General features: G+C 47.7%; 18 protein-coding genes. 16 read left to right on the forward strand and 2 right to left on the reverse strand.

From position 1 onward, the window contains the following. Positions 1 to 301 precede the first annotated feature (301 nt). From fmt to JHU38_RS05820, 9 genes are all read left to right on the forward strand, one after another. Positions 302 to 1,294: a methionyl-tRNA formyltransferase gene (fmt, locus tag JHU38_RS05780; protein WP_107580936.1), complete on the forward strand. Its 993-nt coding sequence runs from the start codon at positions 302 to 304 to the stop codon at positions 1,292 to 1,294. 75 nt (positions 1,295 to 1,369) lie between these two features. After that, positions 1,370 to 1,936, forward strand: a complete 567-nt coding sequence (locus JHU38_RS05785; protein ID WP_107582272.1) for an L-threonylcarbamoyladenylate synthase — start codon at positions 1,370 to 1,372, stop codon at positions 1,934 to 1,936. Positions 1,937 to 1,943: 7 nt separating this feature from the next. Then, a complete protein-coding gene (locus tag JHU38_RS05790; RefSeq protein ID WP_107580935.1) occupies positions 1,944 to 3,719 on the forward strand; it encodes a chloride channel protein in 1,776 nt (591 codons plus the stop codon). Positions 3,720 to 3,820: 101 nt separating this feature from the next. Next, the gene (locus JHU38_RS05795) at positions 3,821 to 4,798 is read left to right on the forward strand and encodes an ROK family protein (RefSeq protein ID WP_107580934.1); all 978 of its coding nucleotides are present in this window, start codon (positions 3,821 to 3,823) and stop codon (positions 4,796 to 4,798) included. 109 nt (positions 4,799 to 4,907) lie between these two features. After that, positions 4,908 to 5,579, forward strand: a complete 672-nt coding sequence (locus tag JHU38_RS05800; protein ID WP_107580933.1) for a LysE family translocator — start codon at positions 4,908 to 4,910, stop codon at positions 5,577 to 5,579. 30 nt (positions 5,580 to 5,609) lie between these two features. Then, a complete protein-coding gene (locus JHU38_RS05805; protein ID WP_107580932.1) occupies positions 5,610 to 6,191 on the forward strand; it encodes a DUF4924 family protein in 582 nt (193 codons plus the stop codon). A gap of 4 nt (positions 6,192 to 6,195) precedes the next feature. Further along, complete coding sequence (rfbD, locus tag JHU38_RS05810) at positions 6,196 to 7,074, forward strand: dTDP-4-dehydrorhamnose reductase (RefSeq protein ID WP_107580931.1); 879 nt, start codon at positions 6,196 to 6,198, stop codon at positions 7,072 to 7,074. 4 nt (positions 7,075 to 7,078) lie between these two features. Continuing rightward, positions 7,079 to 8,665 (forward strand): peptide chain release factor 3, encoded by a 1,587-nt coding sequence (locus JHU38_RS05815; RefSeq protein ID WP_107582271.1) that lies wholly within the window; start codon positions 7,079 to 7,081, stop codon positions 8,663 to 8,665. Positions 8,666 to 8,685: 20 nt separating this feature from the next. Then, on the forward strand, positions 8,686 to 9,228 hold the full coding sequence (locus JHU38_RS05820; protein WP_107580930.1) for an ORF6N domain-containing protein: 543 nt from the start codon (positions 8,686 to 8,688) through the stop codon (positions 9,226 to 9,228). Between the two features lie 378 nt (positions 9,229 to 9,606). On the opposite strand, the gene trpB is transcribed toward JHU38_RS05820, so the two are convergent. Together trpB and JHU38_RS05830 are read right to left on the reverse strand one after the other, a co-directional pair. Then, positions 9,607 to 10,809, reverse strand: a complete 1,203-nt coding sequence (gene trpB / locus JHU38_RS05825) for a tryptophan synthase subunit beta (RefSeq protein ID WP_107580929.1) — start codon at positions 10,807 to 10,809, stop codon at positions 9,607 to 9,609. A gap of 34 nt (positions 10,810 to 10,843) precedes the next feature. Further along, positions 10,844 to 11,560 (reverse strand): phosphoribosylanthranilate isomerase, encoded by a 717-nt coding sequence (locus JHU38_RS05830; protein WP_107580928.1) that lies wholly within the window; start codon positions 11,558 to 11,560, stop codon positions 10,844 to 10,846. A gap of 1,505 nt (positions 11,561 to 13,065) precedes the next feature. On the opposite strand from JHU38_RS05830, the gene JHU38_RS05835 reads away from it, so the two are divergent. From JHU38_RS05835 to JHU38_RS05865, 7 genes are all read left to right on the forward strand, one after another. Then, the gene (locus JHU38_RS05835) at positions 13,066 to 13,347 is read left to right on the forward strand and encodes a hypothetical protein (RefSeq protein ID WP_107580927.1); all 282 of its coding nucleotides are present in this window, start codon (positions 13,066 to 13,068) and stop codon (positions 13,345 to 13,347) included. A 1-nt stretch (position 13,348) separates the two neighbouring features. Beyond that, positions 13,349 to 13,774, forward strand: a complete 426-nt coding sequence (locus JHU38_RS05840; protein ID WP_004367629.1) for a GxxExxY protein — start codon at positions 13,349 to 13,351, stop codon at positions 13,772 to 13,774. Positions 13,775 to 13,878: 104 nt separating this feature from the next. Further along, positions 13,879 to 14,166, forward strand: a complete 288-nt coding sequence (locus JHU38_RS05845; RefSeq protein ID WP_107580926.1) for a hypothetical protein — start codon at positions 13,879 to 13,881, stop codon at positions 14,164 to 14,166. Positions 14,167 to 14,718: 552 nt separating this feature from the next. Continuing rightward, complete coding sequence (locus tag JHU38_RS05850; RefSeq protein WP_107580925.1) at positions 14,719 to 15,534, forward strand: DUF6261 family protein; 816 nt, start codon at positions 14,719 to 14,721, stop codon at positions 15,532 to 15,534. Between the two features lie 30 nt (positions 15,535 to 15,564). Next, entirely contained in the window at positions 15,565 to 19,227 is a 3,663-nt protein-coding gene (locus JHU38_RS05855) for a LamG domain-containing protein (protein WP_207859325.1), read from the forward strand. A gap of 86 nt (positions 19,228 to 19,313) precedes the next feature. Continuing rightward, the gene (locus JHU38_RS05860) at positions 19,314 to 19,517 is read left to right on the forward strand and encodes a toxin PIN (protein WP_107580924.1); all 204 of its coding nucleotides are present in this window, start codon (positions 19,314 to 19,316) and stop codon (positions 19,515 to 19,517) included. Positions 19,518 to 19,690: 173 nt separating this feature from the next. Continuing rightward, entirely contained in the window at positions 19,691 to 22,645 is a 2,955-nt protein-coding gene (locus JHU38_RS05865; RefSeq protein WP_232369854.1) for a discoidin domain-containing protein, read from the forward strand. Positions 22,646 to 22,870 lie beyond the last annotated feature (225 nt).

Genomic DNA, 22,870 nt, shown 5'->3' on the forward strand with positions numbered 1-22,870 from the left:
ATGCTTTTTAATCAGAGATTTGATTAAATCTTTAGGTAATTGTTGGATTATTTGAGCGAAAAGTGTTATCTTTGTCATAAAGGAAGTTTTGGTTTTGGGTAAACACTAAGATAAGACTTTTTTACCTTAGCGAAAACAACTTCCTTCACTTTTTGAAAAATATTTAGGACACTATTGGATCGTAGGATACTTTTATAAAAAGATAAAAGAGTAAAAGGCCACGCAACCTCATCAAGGTTTCATAAATAATATGTAACTTTGAAAGCGAAAATAAATTTATTCTCTACAAATTTGATTACAGATGGAAAAAAAAGATCTGAGAATTATATTTATGGGAACTCCGGAATTTGCTGTTGGAACCCTTGATAAACTTGTTACGGAGGGGTATAATGTTGTTGCTGTGGTGACACAACCCGACAAACCTGTAGGTAGACACCAGGACTGTGCTCAACCGTCACAAGTAAAACTATATGCAGAAGCTCACCAACTTCCAGTTTTACAACCCGAGAAAATGAAGGACCCTGTATTTATTAAGGAATTACAGAGTTTTCAAGCTGATTTGCAAGTGGTGGTGGCTTTTAGAATGTTGCCAGAAATCGTTTGGGCAATGCCGAAGTTTGGAACCTTTAATGTGCATGCGGCTCTTTTGCCACAATATCGTGGAGCAGCTCCTATAAACTGGGCAATTATTAATGGAGAAAAAATAACAGGTGTAACGACCTTTTTTTTGGATCAGGAAATTGATACCGGTCATATCATCTTACAAAAGGAATTTCTGATTCCGGAAACTGCAGATGTAGAATATGTATATAATGGGCTTATGCAATTGGGGGCTGAAGCCGCAGTAGAAACGATTGATAGAATTCTAAGTAGCGGTGGTAATATTGAGTCGACGGATCAATCTGTGCTTATACATTCGATGGCGTTACAATCAGGAGAACTTCGGCTGGCTCCCAAAATATTTAAGGACACTTGTGAAATCAATTGGAATCAGCCTGCTAAACGTGTATACGATTTTATCCGAGGTTTAAGTCCGTATCCAGGTGCGTGGTCTGCATCCCTTATATTAAAAACAGGAAATTCACAGATGGAGCAGCTTCCAACTATAAAGATTTATCAGGCTCAGCAATCGGATAAGACCTGTGATGAAAAGCCCGGAACATTGATAATTGAAGGGAAGCATCTCTATGTAGCATGTGTCGATTGTTGGCTCGAAATCAGGATCATTCAACCTGCAGGAAAAAAGCGCATGAATGCCATTGACTTTATCAATGGTAAGAAAAATCACAGGTAGTAAGGAGAAACATTATTCTTATTTTTTGGAAATTCATTAAATACATGTATATTTGTGATACAATTATTGATAATGATGAAGCAAGAAGACGATATTAAAAATGCAGTAGAATGCATGAAAAAGGGAGGTGTCATTCTTTATCCTACCGATACGGTATGGGGAATTGGATGTGATGCTACCAATCCTGAGGCTGTAGCTAAAGTGTATCAAATTAAACGACGTGACGATTCAAAAGCACTCATTTGCCTTGTAGACAGTGATGCCCGGCTTCAACGCTATGTAAGGAATGTTCCTAATGTAGCATGGGATTTGATAGATGCAGCTGTTAAACCGATTACAATCATTCTTGATAATGCGGTAAATCTGGCCCCTAACTTGATTGCCGAGGATGGAAGTATAGCTCTGCGTATCACTAAAGAACCTTTCTCTAATGAATTATGTCGCCGTTTTCAAAAAGCTATCGTAAGTACAAGTGCCAATATCAGTGGCCAGCCTGCAGCTTCCAATTATAGCGATATTAGTGAAGAGGTTCTAAAGTCCGTTGACTATGTCTGTTGGAGTCGCAGGCAAGAGCATAAGCCGCATACCCCCAGCAGTATTATAAAGTTGACAGAACATGGAGAAGTAACCATCATTAGATAAAAAAACGTTGACCAAAGAAAAAATTATACGATGGAGAGAGGCACATCTGTCAGACAGACAGGCCATTCTCATTCTTGCTTTTGCCATAGGATTCTTTGCATCAGTCGCAGGCTATATCCTACATGTCATAATCAAGGAAGTGCAATTTATTTTAACATCGGGATTTGATACCTCTACTTTCAACTGGTTGTATCTTCTATTCCCGGTTTTAGGTATTTGGCTTACTTCGCTCTTTGTACGTCACATCGTCAAAGATAACATTTCGCATGGTATTACTCGTGTGCTCTATGCGATATCAGCTAAGCAGGCAAAACTTAAAGGACACAATTGTTGGTCGAGTGTAATCGCATCTGGTATAACAATCGGTTGTGGCGGTTCGGTAGGAGCTGAAGCTCCGATCGTACTTACAGGAAGTGCAATCGGATCTAACTTAGGAAAACTTTTTGGCATGGATAACCGACAGTTGATATGGTTGGTTGGCTGTGGTGCCGCAGCTGCTATCGCCGGTATTTTTAAAGCTCCTATTGCCGGTCTTGTCTTTACACTCGAAGTCTTGATGGTCGACCTTACAATGGCGTCATTGCTCCCTATCCTTATCTCATGCGTAACCGCTACAGGTTTTACTTACATATTTGTGGGAGATAACAACCTTTTTACTTTTCATCTTGATAATAGCTGGATATTGGAACGGACTCCGGCCTGTATTCTGCTTGGAGCTTTTTGTGGCTTTGTCAGCCTTTATTTCATGCGGACAATGACTGCTTGCGAAAATATGTTTGCCCGTATGAATGCTCATCCTTATCGCAAGCTTGTAGTCGGTGGCCTTATACTTAGCACTCTCATTTTTCTTTTTCCTTCGCTCTATGGTGAAGGTTATAATGCAGTGAATATATTGCTTAGTGGTAATACAACAGCTGACTGGGGAAAAGTGATGAACAATTCGCTTTTTGCTGGTAATCAGGATTTGCTTATTCTTTATATCGGGTTGGTACTCATAACCAAGGTTTTTGCTACGTCTGCTACTAACGGCGCAGGAGGTTGTGGCGGAACGTTTGCCCCCAGCCTGTTTATCGGAGGTTTTGCCGGCTTTCTTTTTGCACGTGTCTGGAATGTTTATCAGATAGGTACTTACATTCCAGAAAAAAATTTTACTCTGATGGGTATGGCGGGAGTCATGGCGGGTGTAATGCACGCTCCACTCACAGGTATATTTTTAATCGCAGAACTTACTGGTGGTTATCAACTTTTCATGCCTTTAATGATCGTTTGTATTTGTTCGTATCTGACAATTAATATTTTTGAACCTCACAGCATTTATGGTATGCGTTTGGCCAGGGCAGGAAAACTTATCACCCATCACACTGATAGTGCGATTTTGACACTGATGAGTTTGGAAAGTATCATTGAGCGGCAGTTTGAATCTGTCGATCCGGAGTTGCCTTTAGGCAAACTGATTAATGTTATTAGTAAAAGTCATACGAGTTTCTTGCCCGTGCTTGATCATGCAGGGATACTTTTGGGGGAGATTGATATAACCAAGATACGTCATATCATGTTCAGGTCCGAATTATATAATAGGTTTACCGTCAGCCAAGTTATGACACCTGTTAAAGCGACACTTGGTATTAATGACAAGATGGCTGACGTGATGCGCAAGTTTGAAACCACGAATAGTAATTTCCTGCCAGTCGTAGATGTTAATAACCAACTGAAAGGTTATGTTTCACGCACACGTATGTATAGTATGTATCGTAAAATGGTTGCCGACTTCAGTGCGGAATAATAATAAAATGTGTGATTTTGTTTTGCCATATCAGGCAATTAAATTATCTTTGTCGCAGAATCATCTTAGAACAACTATAAACATAAATTATAACGAAAAACATGAATTCAGAAGAAACATTGAAACCGTATGTTATCGGTTTGGATCTTGGAGGAACCAACTCTGTATTTGGTATTGTAGATAGTAGGGGTGAGATAAAAGCTACAACGGCCATCAAGACTCAAGGGTATGATAATGTAGACGAATATGTAGCTGCATCGGTAGAGGCACTTCATGTCATCATTGATCAGGTAGGTGGTATTGATAAAATTAAAGCAATGGGTATCGGTGCTCCTAATGGTAATTATTATAAAGGTACGATAGAGTTTGCGCCGAACTTGAGTTGGGGGCATAGTGGCATTGTTCCATTGGCAGAATTATTCAGCAAAAAGCTCGGTATTCCTGTAGCTTTAACAAATGACGCTAATGCAGCTGCAATCGGTGAGATGACATATGGAGTAGCTCGAGGCATGAAAAACTTCATTGTGATAACTTTAGGCACAGGTGTAGGCTCAGGTATTGTTGTCAATGGGCAGTTGCTTTATGGAAGCGATGGCTTTGCGGGCGAATTGGGCCATGTTATCATGCGCGAAGAGAACGGTCGCAGTTGTGGTTGTGGACGCAATGGTTGTCTGGAAGCTTATTGCTCAGCTACAGGTGTGGCAAGAACAGCCCGTGAGTTACTTGAAACGACACAAGAACCCTCGCTTCTTAGGGAATTAAAACCGGAAGATATTACGAGTCTTGATGTAAGTATTGCTGCCGGTAAAGGAGATAAGTTGGCCAAAGATATCTATGAGTTTACAGGTGAAATGTTGGGAGAGGCTTGCGCAAACTTTGCAGCTTTCTCTTCACCAGAAGCTTTCATTTTCTTTGGAGGACTGACCAAGGCCGGTGATTTGATAATGGAGCCAATCAAGCGCAGTTATAATGAGCATGTCCTCAGGATTTTCAAAGGTAAGGCAAAGTTCTTGATCAGCGGTTTGGAGGGAAGCTCTGCAGCTGTACTCGGCGCGAGTGCCGTAGGCTGGGAAATTTAATAGTGTGAGATTGTATATAGATAGGGAAGATGGCACTTGTTGAGCGCCATCTTCTTTTTTATGGAATTATTTTGATATTCCAACTAATCTAAGTAATTTTGCACAAGATATGCCGTTTCAACTTCATATAAATATTATCGATTTAATTCTGAAGGGAATACTGATAGGAATCATCGCCTCAGCGCCTATGGGACCGGTTGGTGTACTATGTGTACAACGCACGCTCAATAAGGGCCGGTGGTATGGATTTATAACAGGTGTAGGCGCTGCTTTAAGTGACTTTATCTATGCACTGTTGACTGGGCTTGGCATGAGTTTCGTGCTTGATTTTATTTCTAATCCAAGCTATAAGTTTCTGATTCAGCTGTCGAGTAGTATCATTCTGCTTCTATTTGGTCTTTATTGTTTCAGAAGCAATCCTACAAAGAACATGCATAAAAGTGGAAATACCAAAGGGACACTTTGTCATAACGGTATAACGGCATTTCTTGTGACCTTTTCCAATCCAATGATCATGTTCCTTTTTATCTTCCTTTATGGCTTGTTTGCTTTTTCTATTCCAGCCCATCCTTTTGAAATGTGTATTAGCTTCCTTAGTATTATGGCGGGAGCATTACTTTGGTGGTTTGGCTTGACATGGCTTGTTGACAAGATTAGAGGCAAGTTTGATGATAGCGGTATCTTGATTATTAACAAGGTAATTGGTAGTTTGGTTATTATTTTTTCTTTAGTTGTGTTTTTGGGGACGGCTTTTAATCTATATCATCTACCTGAATTATAATATTTCACATTCATTTTTGTTGTTTTTATCATGTATATAGCGCAAGAACTCAGAAAGAAATCAATTGCGGAATACTTGCTTTATATGTGGCAGGTAGAAGATATTATCAGGGCTTACGATTGCTACATGCCGGCTATTCGTAAACAATATATAGAACAGTTTGACTATTCGGACGAGCAAAAAGAAGAAATGGCAGATTGGTATGGCAATCTGGTAAGGATGATGAATGAAGAGGGCAAGAGAGAATATGGTCATCTTAATATTAATGAGATACTCTTGAAAGATTTGCTTGATCTGCATGTCCGCCTCCTTCAATCGTCTAAATTTCCATTCTATAGCGCAGCTTATTATAAAGTTTTGCCTTTCATTGTCGAGTTACGGGCCAAGAATCGTAAAGGCAGGGCAGAAGAAGAAAATGTGACGTCTGAAAACGAATCGGAACTGGAAACCTGCTTTGATGCATTGTATTGTGTGATGATGCTTAAACTACAGAAGAAGGAAATTACTTCCGATACAGCTCACGCGGTCAGGGAAATTACAACTTTCATCGGCCTATTGAGTGACTACTATATAAAAGATCGTGACGAGGGATTAAACTTTGGAGAAGAATAGGCCTATGAATATACTTGTTACAGGAGCCAATGGCCAACTTGGTAGAGAAATGCAGATCGTTTCGCGCCATAGCCAGGATCACTATATTTTTACGGATGTGATCGATGGGTATCAAAAACTTGATATTACGCGACTTGATGATATTCGTCTATGTGTAAAAGATAATCATATTAACTGCATTGTCAATTGTGCTGCATGGACAAATGTAGATGCCGCGGAAACCGCGGGAGAGATTGTAAGACAGCTGAATGCTCAGGCCCCAGAATACCTTGCCGTGGCTATGAAAGAGGTGAATGGACTGCTCGTTCATATCAGTACCGACTATGTGTTTGGCAGTGAGCTATATAATGAGCCTTGCAAGGAAACTCAGAAAGGGACACCTACAGGTGTGTATGGGCAAACTAAACTGTTGGGGGAACAACTTGTTGAGGCTACCGGTGTAGAATATCTTATCATCCGTACAGCATGGCTCTACTCTGAATACGGTAAGAATTTTTTAAAAACAATGCTGGAACTTATGTCAAGCAGGACGCAACTGAAAGTCGTTTTCGATCAGATAGGAACTCCGACTTATGCAGGAGATCTGGCACGAGCGATTTATGAAATCATAGAAAATCGTAAATTTACGAATCACTCCGGCATATACCATTATTCAAACGAAGGAGTTTGCTCGTGGTATGACTTTGCTAAGGTTATAGCTTCGATAGCTAATAACACGACCTGCTTAATTGCCCCCTGTCATACTAATGAGTTCCCAAGTCCGGTAAAACGTCCGGCATATTCCGTTTTGGATAAAACAAAAATCAAAAATACATTTGGAATTTCTATCCCTTATTGGATGGATTCACTGAAAGTCTGTATGGACAGGCTTTTAAATGAATAATGAAATGAACGAAATACAAAGAAGACGTACATTCGCGATTATCTCGCATCCGGATGCCGGTAAAACAACTCTGACGGAGAAATTTCTTCTTTTCGGTGGGCAGATACAAGTAGCTGGTGCCGTAAAAAATAATAAGATTCGCAAGACGGCAACCTCCGACTGGATGGATATTGAAAAGCAGCGTGGTATCTCCGTGTCGACCTCTGTTATGGAGTTTGATTATCTTCCCGACAGCGAAACCGGTAATCCTTACAAAGTCAATATCTTGGATACTCCGGGGCACCAGGACTTTGCAGAAGACACTTACAGGACATTGACGGCTGTCGATTCTGCCATTATTGTTGTTGATGGAGCTAAAGGAGTTGAGGCACAGACCCGAAAACTGATGGAAGTCTGCCGCATGCGTAATACTCCTGTAATTATCTTTATCAATAAAATGGATAGAGAAGGGCGTGATCCTTTTGACTTGTTGGATGAACTTGAAGAAGAACTTCAGATCAAAGTGCGTCCACTCAGTTGGCCAATCGGGCAGGGTGCCAGATTCAAAGGTGTATATAATATCTATGAGCAGCAACTGAATCTCTTTACTCCAAACAAACAACGAGTCACAGAAAAGATTGCGGTCGATATTCAGAGTCATCATCTTGACGAGCATGTTGGCGAACGTGAGGCACGGCAACTTCGTGACGATTTGGAACTGATCGATGGCGTCTATCCTGATTTTGATGTGGAAACTTATCGCAGCGCGGAAGTGGCGCCGGTATTTTTTGGTTCGGCATTAAATAATTTTGGTGTTCAGGAATTGCTCAACTGCTTTGTCGAAATAGCGCCAAGTCCTAAGCCCACCCAGGCAGAAGAGCGTATGGTGCAGCCCGATGAATCCAAATTTACAGGGTTTATCTTCAAGATTACGGCTAATATCGATCCTAACCATCGCAGTTGTATTGCTTTCTGTAAAGTATGTTCAGGCAAGTTTGTTCGTAATCAGCCTTATCTGCATATACGTTTGGGCAAGACAGTCAGATTTTCTTCTCCTACTCAGTTCATGGCACAACGCAAAAGTACCATTGATGAAGCCTATCCCGGTGATATCGTAGGTTTGCCCGATAATGGCATCTTTAAAATCGGTGACACGCTAACCGAGGGAGAACAACTTCATTTCCGTGGTCTTCCGTCGTTTTCTCCCGAAATGTTCAAATACATAGAAAACGACGACCCGATGAAGAGCAAGCAATTCCAGAAAGGAATAGAGCAACTCATGAATGAAGGCGTGGCCCAGCTGTTTGTCAACCAGTTCAACGGGCGTAGAATCATTGGGACCGTAGGACAGTTGCAATTTGAAGTAATCCAGTACAGATTAGAGAACGAATACAATGCCAAATGTCGTTGGGAACCTGTTCATTTGTATAAGGCTTGTTGGGTTGAGGCCGACGATGTTGCCGAACTTGAGAATTTCAAGAAGCGCAAATACCAATACATGGCCAAGGATATTGAAGGGCGAGACGTATTCCTTGCCGATTCCGGATATGTTTTAAGTATGGCGCAAGAAGACTTTAAAGGTATAAAGTTCCACTTCACCAGCGAGTTTTAATCACATAAATGTCCAGGTCTATGAATAATATCATTCGGTTCGAGGAAGTGAACGATAAAATCGTGCAACTGCGTGGGCAAGAAGTCATACTCGACTTTGCCGTGGCAGAACTGTACGGTGTTCAGACTAAAGAAGTCAATCAGGCGGTAAAGAACAACCCAAAGAAGTTTCCCGAGGGATATGTGTTTACGGTTGAACGAAAGGACATGGAAGATTTGCGGTCAAAAATTTTGACCGCAAACAACCCTAAAAGCCGCACACTTCCCAAGGCCTTTACGGAAAAGGGGTTGTATATGCTTGCCACGATACTTAAAGGCGACAAGGCCGTCGGCACGACACTTGGCATCATAGAGGCTTTCGCTAAACTTCGCGAACTCTCACGCACCATCGGCGAGATGGCAAAGAGTCCGGACGAGTTCAAGCAGAAGTCGCTGATGCAGCGAAGCAGCGAGATAGTAGACAATCTTTTCGGTGACGAAATGCAGACAACGGATACAGAAACCGAAATAGAGTTGAATTTTGCTGTGTTGAAGTTAAAGCATACCATCAAGCGCAAAAAATAAGCAGAGCCGGGCGAATGCAGATTCCCCGGTCTCCTCTGTTTGTAAAATAGCATTCCCGTCCCACGTTCCGCATCGTCCGAGAGCGTGGGACGATTGTTTTCCGCAAACCGCCGGCCGGGATTTTCCGTTTTCCGTCGTGTGTTCAATGCCAAATTTCACGATTTTTGTTTATCCGAGGCCTCGGATGAGTGGAAAACAAGAAAAACAGTGCTTCCGAGGCCTCGGATGAGCGGAAAATGAGAAAATCTACGCTTCGGCCACGGCCGAAATGCAGAAAACGGTAAAATCTATGGGGCTTACGGTTGAATACATTTGTTAAGCCAATATATTTATATTTCATACCTTATCATTCTAAAATAATCAGTACGGACAAGGGTGTTAGAAGTTACCATACTCTTTGGCGAGGGCCTTGTTCTTGAGATAAGTATCTACGTCTTTGTCGCCACGTCCGCTGACTGTCAGCACGACAATATCGTCACTTTTAAATTCTATTTTACTCAAGGCCGCAACGGCATGGGCACTCTCAATAGCCGGGATGATACCCTCCATTCGGGTGAGTTCATAACCCGCGTAAATCGTTTCGTCGTCGTTGATGGCCAAGACCTGTGTGCGGCCGCTTTGTGCCAGTTGCGCGTGCATCGGTCCGATACCCGGATAATCCAGTCCGGCACTGATGGAAAACGCCTCTTTGATTTGTCCGTCATCCGTTTGCATGACGAGGGTGCGCGCTCCATGAATGACACCTTCGGTGCCGCAGTGCATTGTGGCTGCCGTAAAGTCGGTATCAATTCCTTGACCACCGGCCTCTGCCAGGTATATCTTTACCCTTTCGTCTTCAATGTAGTGATATATGGTGCCTGCGGCGTTACTGCCTCCGCCAATACAAGCTACCAGATAGTCGGGGTAATCACGTCCGACCTGTTCTTGTAATTGGTATTTTATTTCTTCAGAAATGACACTCTGCATCCTTGCCACAATGTCGGGATACGGATGAGGTCCCACGGTAGAGCCGACGATATAGAATGTGTCTTGCGGATGGCAGCACCAGTCACGGATGGCTTCTGAGCAGGCGTTGCTCAGGGTCATGTTGCCTGTCGTGACGGGATGAACCGTTGCTCCTAACATGCGCATGCGTTCTACATTGACATGCTGGCGTTCTATATCGGTGGCACCCATGAATATTTCACACTGCATGCCCATCAAGGCGCAAACCGTAGCGGTCGCAACGCCATGCTGGCCTGCGCCGGTTTCGGCAATGATGCGTGTTTTCCCCATCCGGCGGGCCATCAGAATCTGCCCGACCGTGTTATTTATTTTATGTGCGCCGGTATGATTGAGATCTTCACGCTTCAAGTAGAGCCGGCAACCATATTTCTCGCTCATACGCCGGGCATAATAAAGAGGCGAGGGCCGACCCACATAATCCTTCAGCAGTTGATGATACTCTTTCTTGAAAGATTCGCTTTCAAGAATGGATTGATAGGACTGTTGCAAATCGGTTACGCACTTGTACAATATCTCCGGAACATAGGCACCGCCAAAGTTTCCGTAAAAGCCATTATTATCGGGTTGATTTCTCATCTTGTTTATATAGTTATCATGTTATAAAAACAATCTATAGGTCTGAACAGCTATTGAGTAAACTGATAAAATCCTTCAATAAAACAACATCTTTCATTCCGGGGGAAGTCTCGAATCTTGAATTTAAATCTATTCCTGCCATTCGGGGATGGCGCAGAGAATGAATTCGAATGGCGTCGTTGGGGCCAATGCCGCCACTCAGTAAGAAGGGAATATCTCCATCGTATGATTCGAGCAAAGACCGGTCGAACTGTTGGCCACTACCTCCTTGTAATGGTGTCTTTGTGTCGAAGAGAAAAAGGTCTACATCGTGCTCATAAGCTTTGTATTGTTCGATATCCTCACGGCTTGCTATTGATATAGTCTTGATTATTTTGATATGTGGTTGAATGTCGGGTATTAAAGTAGCCCGTAGATTGCGAATCATCGTGGGACTCTCGTGCCCATGAAGTTGAATATAATCAAGACCGAAAGTGTAAACGCGTGTAATGATATTCTGAGCCATATCGTCCACAAAGACGCCAACACGCTTGGGTCTACGCTTCACGGTTGAGGCTGTTGAAGCTATTGGTTCCGTACTAAGAGGCTTTTTCTCCTTTTGAGTCGAAATCGGCGTTTCCGGCAGCCGTGGAATTGCTGCCACGTAACGTTTGCTCTGTGGGTGGAAGATAAAACCTAACATGTCTACATCTAAAGCAGAAACTGCTGCTATATTTTTGGCATCACGCATGCCACAAACTTTTATAATCATCTTAATTCATTTAAAAATTGATACAATGCAAGGGTGGGTTGTGAGGATTTCATAAAGTATTGTTTCTTCACGGGTTAGCAACTCGTGATTCATGATTCTGGAAAAAACTTCTTTTGTATCCATAAGTTATATATTTTAGATATAAGCAAAGTTGAATGATAAAAAAGGCCTGCCGTAAGAACGACAGGCCCCCAATATGTATTTCTTATATGAATGATAACACACGGCTTCGTTACTCACGACTTTTGAATCTTGAGCTACGCCACCACCATGATGCTGTTAAAATCATATTCATATTTGCAATGAGATTAATAATCAGTTGCAAATATACGGCTTTTCTGTAAACCGACAAATATTTTTATATAAAAAGTGAAGAAAAAGTAGTGTTTTGTTAGTAAACAGGTTAAAATATACGCATGCTCCTGACGAATATACCGGTGATGAAACCTCCTGCTTCACCATTTAAGTCCATCCTGCTTCCCGTGGTTTTGTCAGAAAAAATGCCCTGATTTTAACACTTCCGCAACGCTTCATCCGGCTGCCGGCACGGCGGAAAAAGTCCTTCGCTTTGCCGATTTTTTATACCCTTTTACGCCCAAAGCTATGCTTTTATCGGCTCAAAGCATAGCGATTACACCGCCAAAGCATAACTTTTAGCCGGCAAAAGGGCCGCGATTATGGCCTAAAAGCATAGCGATTAAAGGTAAAAAAGCGAAGGATAAATACACTAAAAAGCACAAACTATTGATAACCAGCGTTTTATAAACTCGCTCTACAATCGCTTATTTTCGTCCGTCTCTTTTCTTTTTCCAAATAAGGCCACTTTTTTGAGGGTAGATGTAAAGATTATTCAGGGTAAAGACATAAGGACAGATTTTCCATGTGTTTTTTTTGACATAAAGACATAAAGACATATTTTTATATGAGGCGTCGCAAGCGACGGAATAAAGACATAAAGCTAATCACACTTCACATTAGCTTTATGTCTTTTTGGGCCGCTTGCGGCCCTTATGTCTTTGTTCCTCGCGGCCGAAAAATATGTCCTTATGTCTTTATGTCAAAAAACAACAACCTAAGAAAAATATGTCCTTATGTCTTATTGCTTTTACAACAAGGTTTGCAAGATACGTCTTCATTTTCTTTTTGTCAAGCTTCTTATTAAGGGTTTTTAAGGAGATATTAAGGTTTTTAAGATGCGATAATGCGTTAAAAATGACCTTTCCATTAAAAAATCTCAAATTCGCAACTCATTTTTTGTTATTTTTGTGTAGCCGTTTGCTGTTTTCGCACGAAACGAACAACCCGGCAGGCGTAGGGGCGTGATTCATCACGTTCCGAATCCCACGAGAAAACAAACAATCACGCCCCACGCCATGACAATGAACCCGACGCTGGCGGCTCACGCCACGACAGGCGGAACGTGATGAATCACGCCCCTACGGCTGACGCCACGACGCGCCCCCGATAACCCGCAACCCTATATATAATGAAAGAATTTGGAGGATTTGGAAAGATTTGTAGAATTTACTCGCCTGTCGGCTCATCAACTCGTCTCGGCGAAGCCGACTGAAGGAGTGTGCCTCACGGCACAGAAATCTTACAAATCGGGACAAATCGAACAAATAGATACAGATGGAAAAGGATTTGTAGAATTTGGAAAGATTTGTAGAATTTCTCGGCGAAGCCGACTGAAAAAGAATGTGCCTCCCAGCACAGACGTGTTGATGAGCCGTCAGGCGAGTAAATCCTACAAATCGGGACAAGTCGAACAAATAGAAAAGGAATAGCATGAATTTGATAGACAGACATAACAAGAAGTATGAGTTCTTCTGTGAGATAACCGGAGAGGCTATGCGTGTGCACCGCGAATATCACCATGGTCTGTTAGAATCTGCCTATGAGGCGGCATTGAAATACTTGCTGGAACAGAAAGGATTCAAGGTTGAACAACAGGTTATGCTTCCCATCTATTGGAAAACCGTCAGACTTGAGCAAACCTATAGAATGGATTTGGTGGTAAACGGAAATATCATTATAGAACTGAAAGCAATTAACCATGTTGACACTCCTCATCGTCGTCAGCTTTGGAACTATATGAACCTGACCCACCTACCTTATGGTATGCTGATAAATTTCAGTCCTGATGGTTTGTATTCTGAATGGTATCACCGCAACGAAGTCACAGGAGAAATAGACAAAATCAAGCTTATGTAAAATGGAGGATTTGGAAGATTTACTCGGCGCAGCCGACTGAAAGAGAGTGTGCCTCACGGCACAGAAATCTTACAAATCGGGACAAATCGAACAAATAAATATAGATGAAAAAGGATTTGGAGAATTTGGAAAGATTTGGAGGATTTATTCGCCTGACGACTCATCAACTCGTCTCGGCGCAGCCGACTGTAGGAGTGTGTCTCTCGGCACAGAAATCTTACAAATCGGGACAAATCGAACAAATAAATATAGATGAAAAAGGATTTGGAGAATTTGGAAAGATTTGGAGGATTTATTCGCCTGACGACTCATCAACTCGTCTCGGCGCAGCCGACTGGAAGGAGTGTCCTGCGGACAGAAATCTTACAAATCGGGACAAATCGAACAAATAAATATAGATGAAAAAAGATTTGGAAGATTTGGAAAGATTTGGAGGATTTCTCGGCGAAGCCGACTGAAAAAGAGTGTGCCTCACAATAGTCATCCGACCCCACGCTAACGGGCGGGCCGCCCGATAATACGCAACTATATGTATAATAAGATGAAAAACGGCAAATGCCGGCAGGCTTTCCGGCCTCTCAAAAAACATTCCTACAAATGCCGACAGCCTTGCCGAGGTTCGGCAAACGTCAAGACGTAACGGATGTTAAATGCCGAGGTTCGGCAAACGTCAAGACGTAACAGATGTTAAATGCCGAGGTTCGGCAAACGCCAAGACACAACGGATGTTAAATGACGAGGTTCGGCAAACGTCAAGACACAACGGATGTTAAATGCCGAAGCTCGACAAACGTCAAGGCGTAACAGATGTTAAATGCCGGAGTTCGGCAAACGTCAAGGCAAACGACGGCAGACTTTCCGAAGCTCGGCAAACGCCCCGGCAAACGAGGGGACAAAAAACAAGAAATCATTTTTAATCATTTAATCAAAAAAAAGAATTTATTATGGCAAACGAAAGCAAAGTAGCTCAGGTTGGTACCATTGACTTGCACAGCCTGACCAACGACGCTCACTTCATCTATATGAAGGACGTGGAGAATGTGATAGAAGAAGACGAGGCGGCAAAAACCGTGGCGAGAATACAAACCGCCGTGAAAGCCCTCAAGGAAGCCGTGAAGGAGGAAGACGAACGCCTCATCCTCTCGAAGAAAAGTCAATACACCGACCAGATTGCCGCCAAGGACCGCGAGCGCGACTCCATTTTCCGAGGCTACCGCACCGCCGTGAAGGGAATGCTGCGCATGCCCGTGGCGGAAATGGCCGAGTCGGCCGCCGACCTGTGGCAGCACCTCAAGGACTACAACATCGACCCCGAGATGCAGCTCGAGCGCGAGACGGCGCGCATCATGAACCTCGTCGACGACCTCAACACCAAGTTCGCCACGCAGGTGAGCAAGCTCGGTCTGAAGCCCTACGTCGACGCCCTCAGGGCAGCCAACGACACGGTGGAAGAACTGCTCGCCACCCGCACCGACGATCGCTCGCAGCAGATAGCCGGCGCGCTGCGCAAGGCACGCTTGGCAAGCGACGAGGCCTATCTGGACACCGTGCGCCTGATCAACGCCATGGCCGTGGTGGGCACCGAGAAGAGCCTCACGCCGCTCATCAACTACCTCAACGCCAACATCAAGCGCTACAAGGAGCAGGTGATGACGCGCGGCAAGAAAAAGGACGACGACCGACCCGAGAAGTACGGCGGCGACAACACGACGACCGCCCGCACGGCCGACACGCTTACGGCAGCGGACGAGAATTCATAAAACAAAACTTTTACTAAAATAATAAGCAAAATGAAAACAAAAAATTTAATCGAGAGGCTCAGCCTCTTCTTGCTTGCCCTCGTGCTGACGATGCCGGCGTGGGCGCAGGGCAGCTCCGGAAACGAGAGCGAGACCATTACGATTGCATCGAAAGCAGACTGGAAAGCGTTCTGCAATCGGGTGAACAAAGGCGAGGCCACCCTCAACGCCAAGCTGACAAAGGACGTGGACCTCGGCGAGGAGATCGTGATGGTGGGCAAATATGAAAAAATGTATTCCGGCACGTTCGACGGACAGGGACATACGCTGAAGTTCAACTGGAATCGCAGCGACAAGGGCAACCTCGCCCCCTTCTGGTGTGTGAAGGACGCCACCATCCGCAACCTGCGCACCCAAGGGAAGATCACGACGAAGGGTTTCGGCTTGTCCGGATTGATTCGTGAGGCCAATGGCACCACCACCATCACGGGCTGCGCCAGCGACGTGGAGATCACGGGGGGCCGTTTGGGGGAGGCATCCCAAGCGGCGGGCATGGTTCTCGTTGTAGCCAGAGGTGCCTCGGTTCAAATCACCGACTGCCTCGTCAAAGGCAGCATCACCGACAATGCGTGGGAAAGCCAGAGAGGAATGGCCGGCTTTGTCTATTGGGCTGAGGGCAGCTGCACCATGACCCGCTGCCTCTACGTCGGCAAGAACAACTCCACCGGCGATCCCAACAGCAACACCTTCGCCAAGGGCAACGGCACCGGCACCACCCTCACCGACTGCTACTACCTCAACGCCTGCGGCGAAGCACAGGGCACGCAGGTGAGCGAAGCGCAGGTGAAGTACGGCGCTTTGGCCTACAAGCTGCAAGCCGGCCGCACCGACAACATCTGGGGGCAGTCGATCCTCACCGACAACGAGCCGCTGCCCACGGCCCTCGCAAGCAAGCACGTGTACAAGGTAGACTTCACCTACAACGGCAACACGGTTTCGCGCTACACCAACTACAACGGCAACATCGTCGGCGGTATGCCCACGGCCAAGGAGCTGGTGGGCGCTGACTTCGACGAAACGAAAACCTACACGATGATCTTCGACGGCGGCTTCGAGGTCTTCACGCTCGTAACGGCCGACATAACCGTGCCCGTGCAGATCACCGCCCATGTCAACGATGTCGCCATCTCGACGGCCGCTGACTGGAAAGCGTTCTGCCAGCGCGTGAACGGCGGAGAGCACAACCTCAACGGCAGACTGACGCAGGACATCGACCTCGGCACCGAGATCGTGCAGGTGGGCAGATATTTACATCCGTATGTCGGCACGTTCGACGGACAGAACCACACGCTCACGATCAACTGGCAGGGCGAAGCGGGAGCTACTCCCTTCCTTAACGTGGAGAATGGCGCCGTCATCAAGAACCTGCGCATAAAAGGAAAAATCACGGTGGATGAAAGCAATACGGCCGGATTGGCTTATGCAGTCTATGGCAACGTTACCATTTCCAACTGCATCACCGACGTCGACATCACGGGAGGCCACAGCGGAGAGCCGTCCAACGCGGGGGGCCTGATTAGCGGCGTAGGCAGTGCCCACCTCACCATTACCGACTGCGTGGTCATGGGCAGCATCACCGACCGGTCGGAGGAAAGCGTGCGACAATTGGCCGGCTTCATCTATACCGATTGGGCCGACTGCACGATGACCAACTGCCTCTACCTCGGCACGAACAACGCCTCCGACAACGGAAAATGCCACACCTTCTTACGCAAGGGCGGCACCTTCGAAAACTGCTACTACCTCAACGCCAGCGGCACGCTGCAGGGCGAGCAGGTAACGGCCGAGCAGCTCAAGAGCGGCGAGGTGGCCTACAAGCTGCAAGCCGGTCGCACCGACCAAGTGTGGGGACAGACGCTCGGCACCGACACCGTTCCACTGCTCACCAACGACGCCACAAAACAGGTGTACGGGGTGAAGTTCACCTACAACGGCAATGAGATGGCCTCGCGCTACGCCAACAACGCCCAGCCCGTCTTCGGCGGTCTGCCCACGGCCAAGGACATCCTCGGCACGGGCTATAACCCGCAGAACACGTACACGATGATCTTCGACGGCGGCAACTTCACCGCCGAAACGCTCGTAACGGAAGACAAGACCGTGCCCGTGAGCATGACCGTGGGCGGCACCTTCGAAATCGCCACCAAGGACGACTGGAAAGTGTTCTGCGCCCTCGTGGCCGGCGGACAGACCGGCATCAACGCCAAGATGACCGCCGATGTCGACCTCGGCACGGACATCGCGATGGTGGGAACTACCAATAACCTTTATGGCGGCACGTTCGACGGGCAGAACCACACGCTCACCGTCAACTGGGATGCCGGCTCGGCCAACGACGTCGCCCCCTTCAGAAGAGTGAGCGGCGCCACGATCAAAAACCTGCGCACCGAAGGAGCCATCCGGTCGGACAGCTACTATCTGGGCGGACTGATTGACGAAGCGATCGGCGAAAACACCGTCACGGGCTGCGTGAGCAATGTGAACCTTACGACCAGCTATGACTATTCCTCATGCGACGCGGCGGGCCTGATTTGCTATATATACACCACTGGCCGCGTTACCATCAGCGACTGCCTCGTCAAGGGCTCGATCAACGCCACCGGCAAGAAAGGCAGGAGAGGCATGGGCGGATTTGTATATGTTCAGAACGGCACCCTCGTGATGAACAACTGCCTCTACGCCGGCACGAACAACGCCAGCGGAGGCTACACCTTTGCCTCGGACTCTGACGACGAGGCCACCACCACCCTCAACAACTGCTACTACCTCAACCCCTGCGGCAAGGCACAGGGTGAGCGGATAGTCGAGAAGCAACTCAAGAGCGGCGAGGTGACAAAGAAGTTGCAAGGCGACCGTACCGACAAGTGCTACTGGGCACAGCAGTTGGGTGAAATGCCCGACTTCTACAACGCAGCCGACAAGAGCAAGGCGAACTACGTGTACTACGACGCGGCAAAGAAAGGCTGGGTGTGCGACGACTTCCGCCTCACCGACGGACAGTCGCTACCCATCGGGTTCGACTTTACCGCCGCCACCGTTACCTACGAGCGCAACTTCAATGGCGCGCAGAAAGCCACGCTGTGTCTGCCTTACGACTTGTCTGCTCAGGGCTTCAAGGCCTACACCCTCTCGGGCGGCAACAAAAACGAAGTCCATTTCAAGGAAACGAAAGATAAGCTCACGGCATACACACCGTATTACATCACTGCCGACGGCACGCCACTGCTCGGTGGCACGAACATCGAGGTGAAAGCCTACACCGGAGCTAATCTGACGACCAGCGCCAATGGCTACTCTATCAAGGGCACGGTGGTAAGCATGGACAACGCTACGGCTGCCGCAGCCAACGCCTACATCCTGCAGGACGATGGTATGTTCCACAAGGTAACGACCGACAACCCCGGTGCCACCGTTCCTGCTTATCATGCCTACATCATCTGTCCACCGCAAGCGTCAGGTGCCAAGCAGCTCTCTGTCGTCCTCGACGGCGAGACCACCGGCATCGGCGACGTGACGAACGAGGCGACCGACGGAAAGAACGGTCCGGTATATGACCTGCAAGGCCGCCGCGTGGCCGACCGCTTAGACGACGCACGCCACCAGCTGCCCGCAGGCGTCTACATCGTAGGAGGACGGAAGGTAGTCGTGAAATAATGTCTCTCTTCTTATCGGGGGGAGCGTCCACCAAGAAGAGACGCGCTCCCCGATAGCACATAACTAATAAATTATAAACAAAAAATATGAAAAAGTATATTAAACCGACCATGAAGGTCAAGCCTCTTGAAATGGAAAACTGCATCCTCGCCGGCTCCACCAGCGTGGGCATCAGTGAAGACCCCGCCACGGGACCTGCACTGTCGAAAGGTAATAACTTCTTTGGCGACGACGAGGAAGCAAGCGAGGGCAACCGCGGCAATGCTCCGTACTCGGTATGGGGCGAGTAACGTTCCCGCCTGCATTCGTCGGGGGCGCGTCTGCCAATCGGTGCGCGCTCCCCGATAAACCATCATTTGACAAGCAAAATGAGGACAACCACAAGAGAATAAAAAACATGATGATGAATATATTTACTTCAACCAATTATTAACATATTAAATTATCAAATGATTAAATTAAAATGAAACAGAAACTTCTTTTTTTATTGGCGCTGGCCTTCGTCAGCATCAGCGCCATGGGGCAAGTTACGTTCACGGCCATCGGCGGCTCCGATTTCGACGACGGCGAAGGCTCGAAGATGGCGTGTGACGGAAACATCAACACCAAATGGTGCAAGCGAGGCAACGACAACGTAGACAACTGCTACTTGGTGGTGAAGGCCAGCGAGGCCACCTACATCGAAGGCTTCAGCATGACCACGGGCAACGACAGTGAAACCTACCGCGGGCGCGCTCCAAGGGATTACACCATCTTCGGTAGCGATAACAACACCGACTGGGACGTCATTTATCACCAGCAGGACGACAACCTTATTGAGGACGAGAACTTCAAAACCTACACGGTGTATTGCAACAGCAAGAAGATGTACAAGTACTTCAAGCTATGGATCAAGGCATCGCACAACACAAAGGGCAATGACGGCAGACTGTTTCAGATTTCCGAGTTCGTCCTGTTGCCGGCTACACAAGGGATGACCTTGATGTCGGGCGATGCCAAGGCCATGGATGGCGAGACCGGACAGAAGTGGGAGGCCAACACCCCCGGGAACGTCGTGGTGAAAGCCAGCTTAAAATGCTTTCTGAAAGGCTACCAGTTCACCACGGGCAACGACAATGCTGAACACCACGGCCGCAATCCGAAGGACTGGAAAGTGGAAGGTTCCAACGACCAGACCAACTGGACCGTGCTGGACACCGAGACCGGCAACACGGTGATGGAGGACAAGAACTGCTATCCCTACTTCTTCGAGGTAACATCGGCGAGCGTCGGTTACCAGTACTTTCGCTTCACCGTCAGCGGCGCGGCGGACGGCACGTATTTCCAGATAAGCGAGCTGGCCCTGAAAGCTGAAGTGGCTCATGAGCACAACTACGTAGATGGCTACTGCACGATTTGCCATCGCCCCGACCCCGCTTACATGACGGTCAATACCGAGGGATTCTATGAGTTAGGCACAGCCGCCCAGATGAAATGGTGGAGCGCGATGGTTGCGGACGGCCATGCCAACATCAACGCCAAGCTGACCGCCGACCTCGAACTCGACAAAAACTTCGTGCTGGTGGGCACAGAAAAACATAAGTATGCCGGCACGTTCGACGGCCAGGGCCACACGCTCACCGTCAACATCGTGGGCACCGGGCAGGGTACTGCCCCCTTCCACCGCACGAATGGCGCCACCATCCGCAACCTTACCATCGCGGGCACCATAACCGCCGCGCCGGAGGGCACGGACAATTGCCACACGGCCGGCTTGGTGGGCTTCTGTGAAAACACAACCCTCCAGCGTTGCGTCGTGAAAGCCGCCATACATATTGGAAAGAGGTACGGCCAGTACTCGGCAGGCCTCGTGGGCCACATCTTGTCGGCCAAGACCACAATCGACGATTGCGCCTTTATCGGTTCTATCACGGGCGACAAGGGCAGCGTTTACAAGATCTCCGGCCTCGTAGCCTGGGGCGATGACGGCACGCTCATCATCCGCAACAGCTACGTGAATGCCGGCTACAGCGGGGTGTGGGAGCTCAATCCGATCCTGTGCCGGAAAAATGGTTCGCAGAACAACCTGAGCCACGTGTATTATTCCGAGAGGTCTAAAGGCATTGATCAGGATAATAACATGAACGGCAACTTGGGCGAGCAGATCACCAACGAGCAGGTGAAGAACGGCTTTTTGGCCTATCACTTGCAGGCCGGCCGCACCGACCAAGTCTGGGGACAGACGATCGGAACGGACGATGAGCCACTGTTCACCAGTGACGCCGCGAAGCACGTGTATCAGGTAACCTTCGCCTACAACGACAAGAAGGCCTTCCGCTACGCCAACTACGGCAATCCCATCGCCGGCGGCCTGCCCATAGCACGAGACATCCTCGGCGCAAGCTACAACCCCTACAATTCTTATACGCTCACCTTTGCCGATGGCTTCGACGCTACGACCACCGTAACGGCAGACCGCACGGTGAAGGTGCAAATGGCCATCGTCGAGAATGGCTATTTCGCCGTCTCCTCGAAGGCCGACTGGAAGGAGCTCTGCGACTTGGTGAACGGTGGCGAGACCGGCCTCAACGCCAAGCTGACAAAGGACGTAGACCTCGGCACGGACATCGTGATGCTGGGAACAGTCCACCAGCAATATTCCGGCACGTTCGACGGACAGGACCATACGCTCTCGTTCAACTGGGATGCCGACAGAGGTGGCTACATCGCCCCCTTCCGGAATGTGAACAACGCCACGATCCAAAACCTGCGCACCAAAGGGAGGATCATGACGGGCGGTGACAATTTGTCCGGATTGGTTATGGAGGCCAATGGCACCACTACCATCTCCCGTTGCGTCACCGACGTGGACATTACGGGAGGCCACCATTCCTCTCCAGCCTATGCAGCGGGCATGGTTGCAAATGTAGAGAATGGTGCCTCGGTTATCATCACCGACTGCCTCGTCAAAGGCAGCATCACCGACGCCTCGTTGTATGCGGGTAAAAGAATCAGCGGGTTTGTAGGTGGCTACAAGGGCACCCGCACGATAACCAACTGCCTCTACTTAGGCACGAGCGAGTACGACGAGTACGGAGAGTACTACACCTTCACCTTCGTCTACAATGCCACCATCAACAACTGCTACTACCTCAACGCCTGCGGCAAGCCACAGGGCACGCAGATCACCGAGGCGCAGCTGAAGAACGGCGAGGTGGCCCGTCTGCTGCAGGCCGGCCGCAGCGACCAGTTCTGGCCACAGCTGCTCGGCAGCATCACGGGCATCAACGACGTGACGGTCGACAGGGTAGGCGCAAGGAGCACGGCGGTGTATGACCTGCAAGGGCGCCGCGTGGCCGACCGCTTAGACGACGCCACACGCAACTCGTTGCCCGCCGGCATCTACATCGTGGGCGGCCGCAAGATGGTCGTGAAGTAACGCCTTCCATCGGGGGCGGCGGCCAATGGGGTGGGCCGCTCCCGATCGCCCGCCATCCTATATATATAATAAGGTGGAAACGACAAACGACGGGAGACTTGCCACAGCGTGGCAAACGTCACGGCAAACGACGGCGGCCTTGCCGAAGCTCGGCAAATATTTTCCTCATTGATGATTTCCTACTTCCTCCGAATTTGGTGGCAAACGCTCATAAGGGATGCAAAA

It is taken from the genome of Prevotella illustrans, from assembly GCF_017426725.1.
GTDB lineage: Bacteria > Bacteroidota > Bacteroidia > Bacteroidales > Bacteroidaceae > Prevotella > Prevotella illustrans.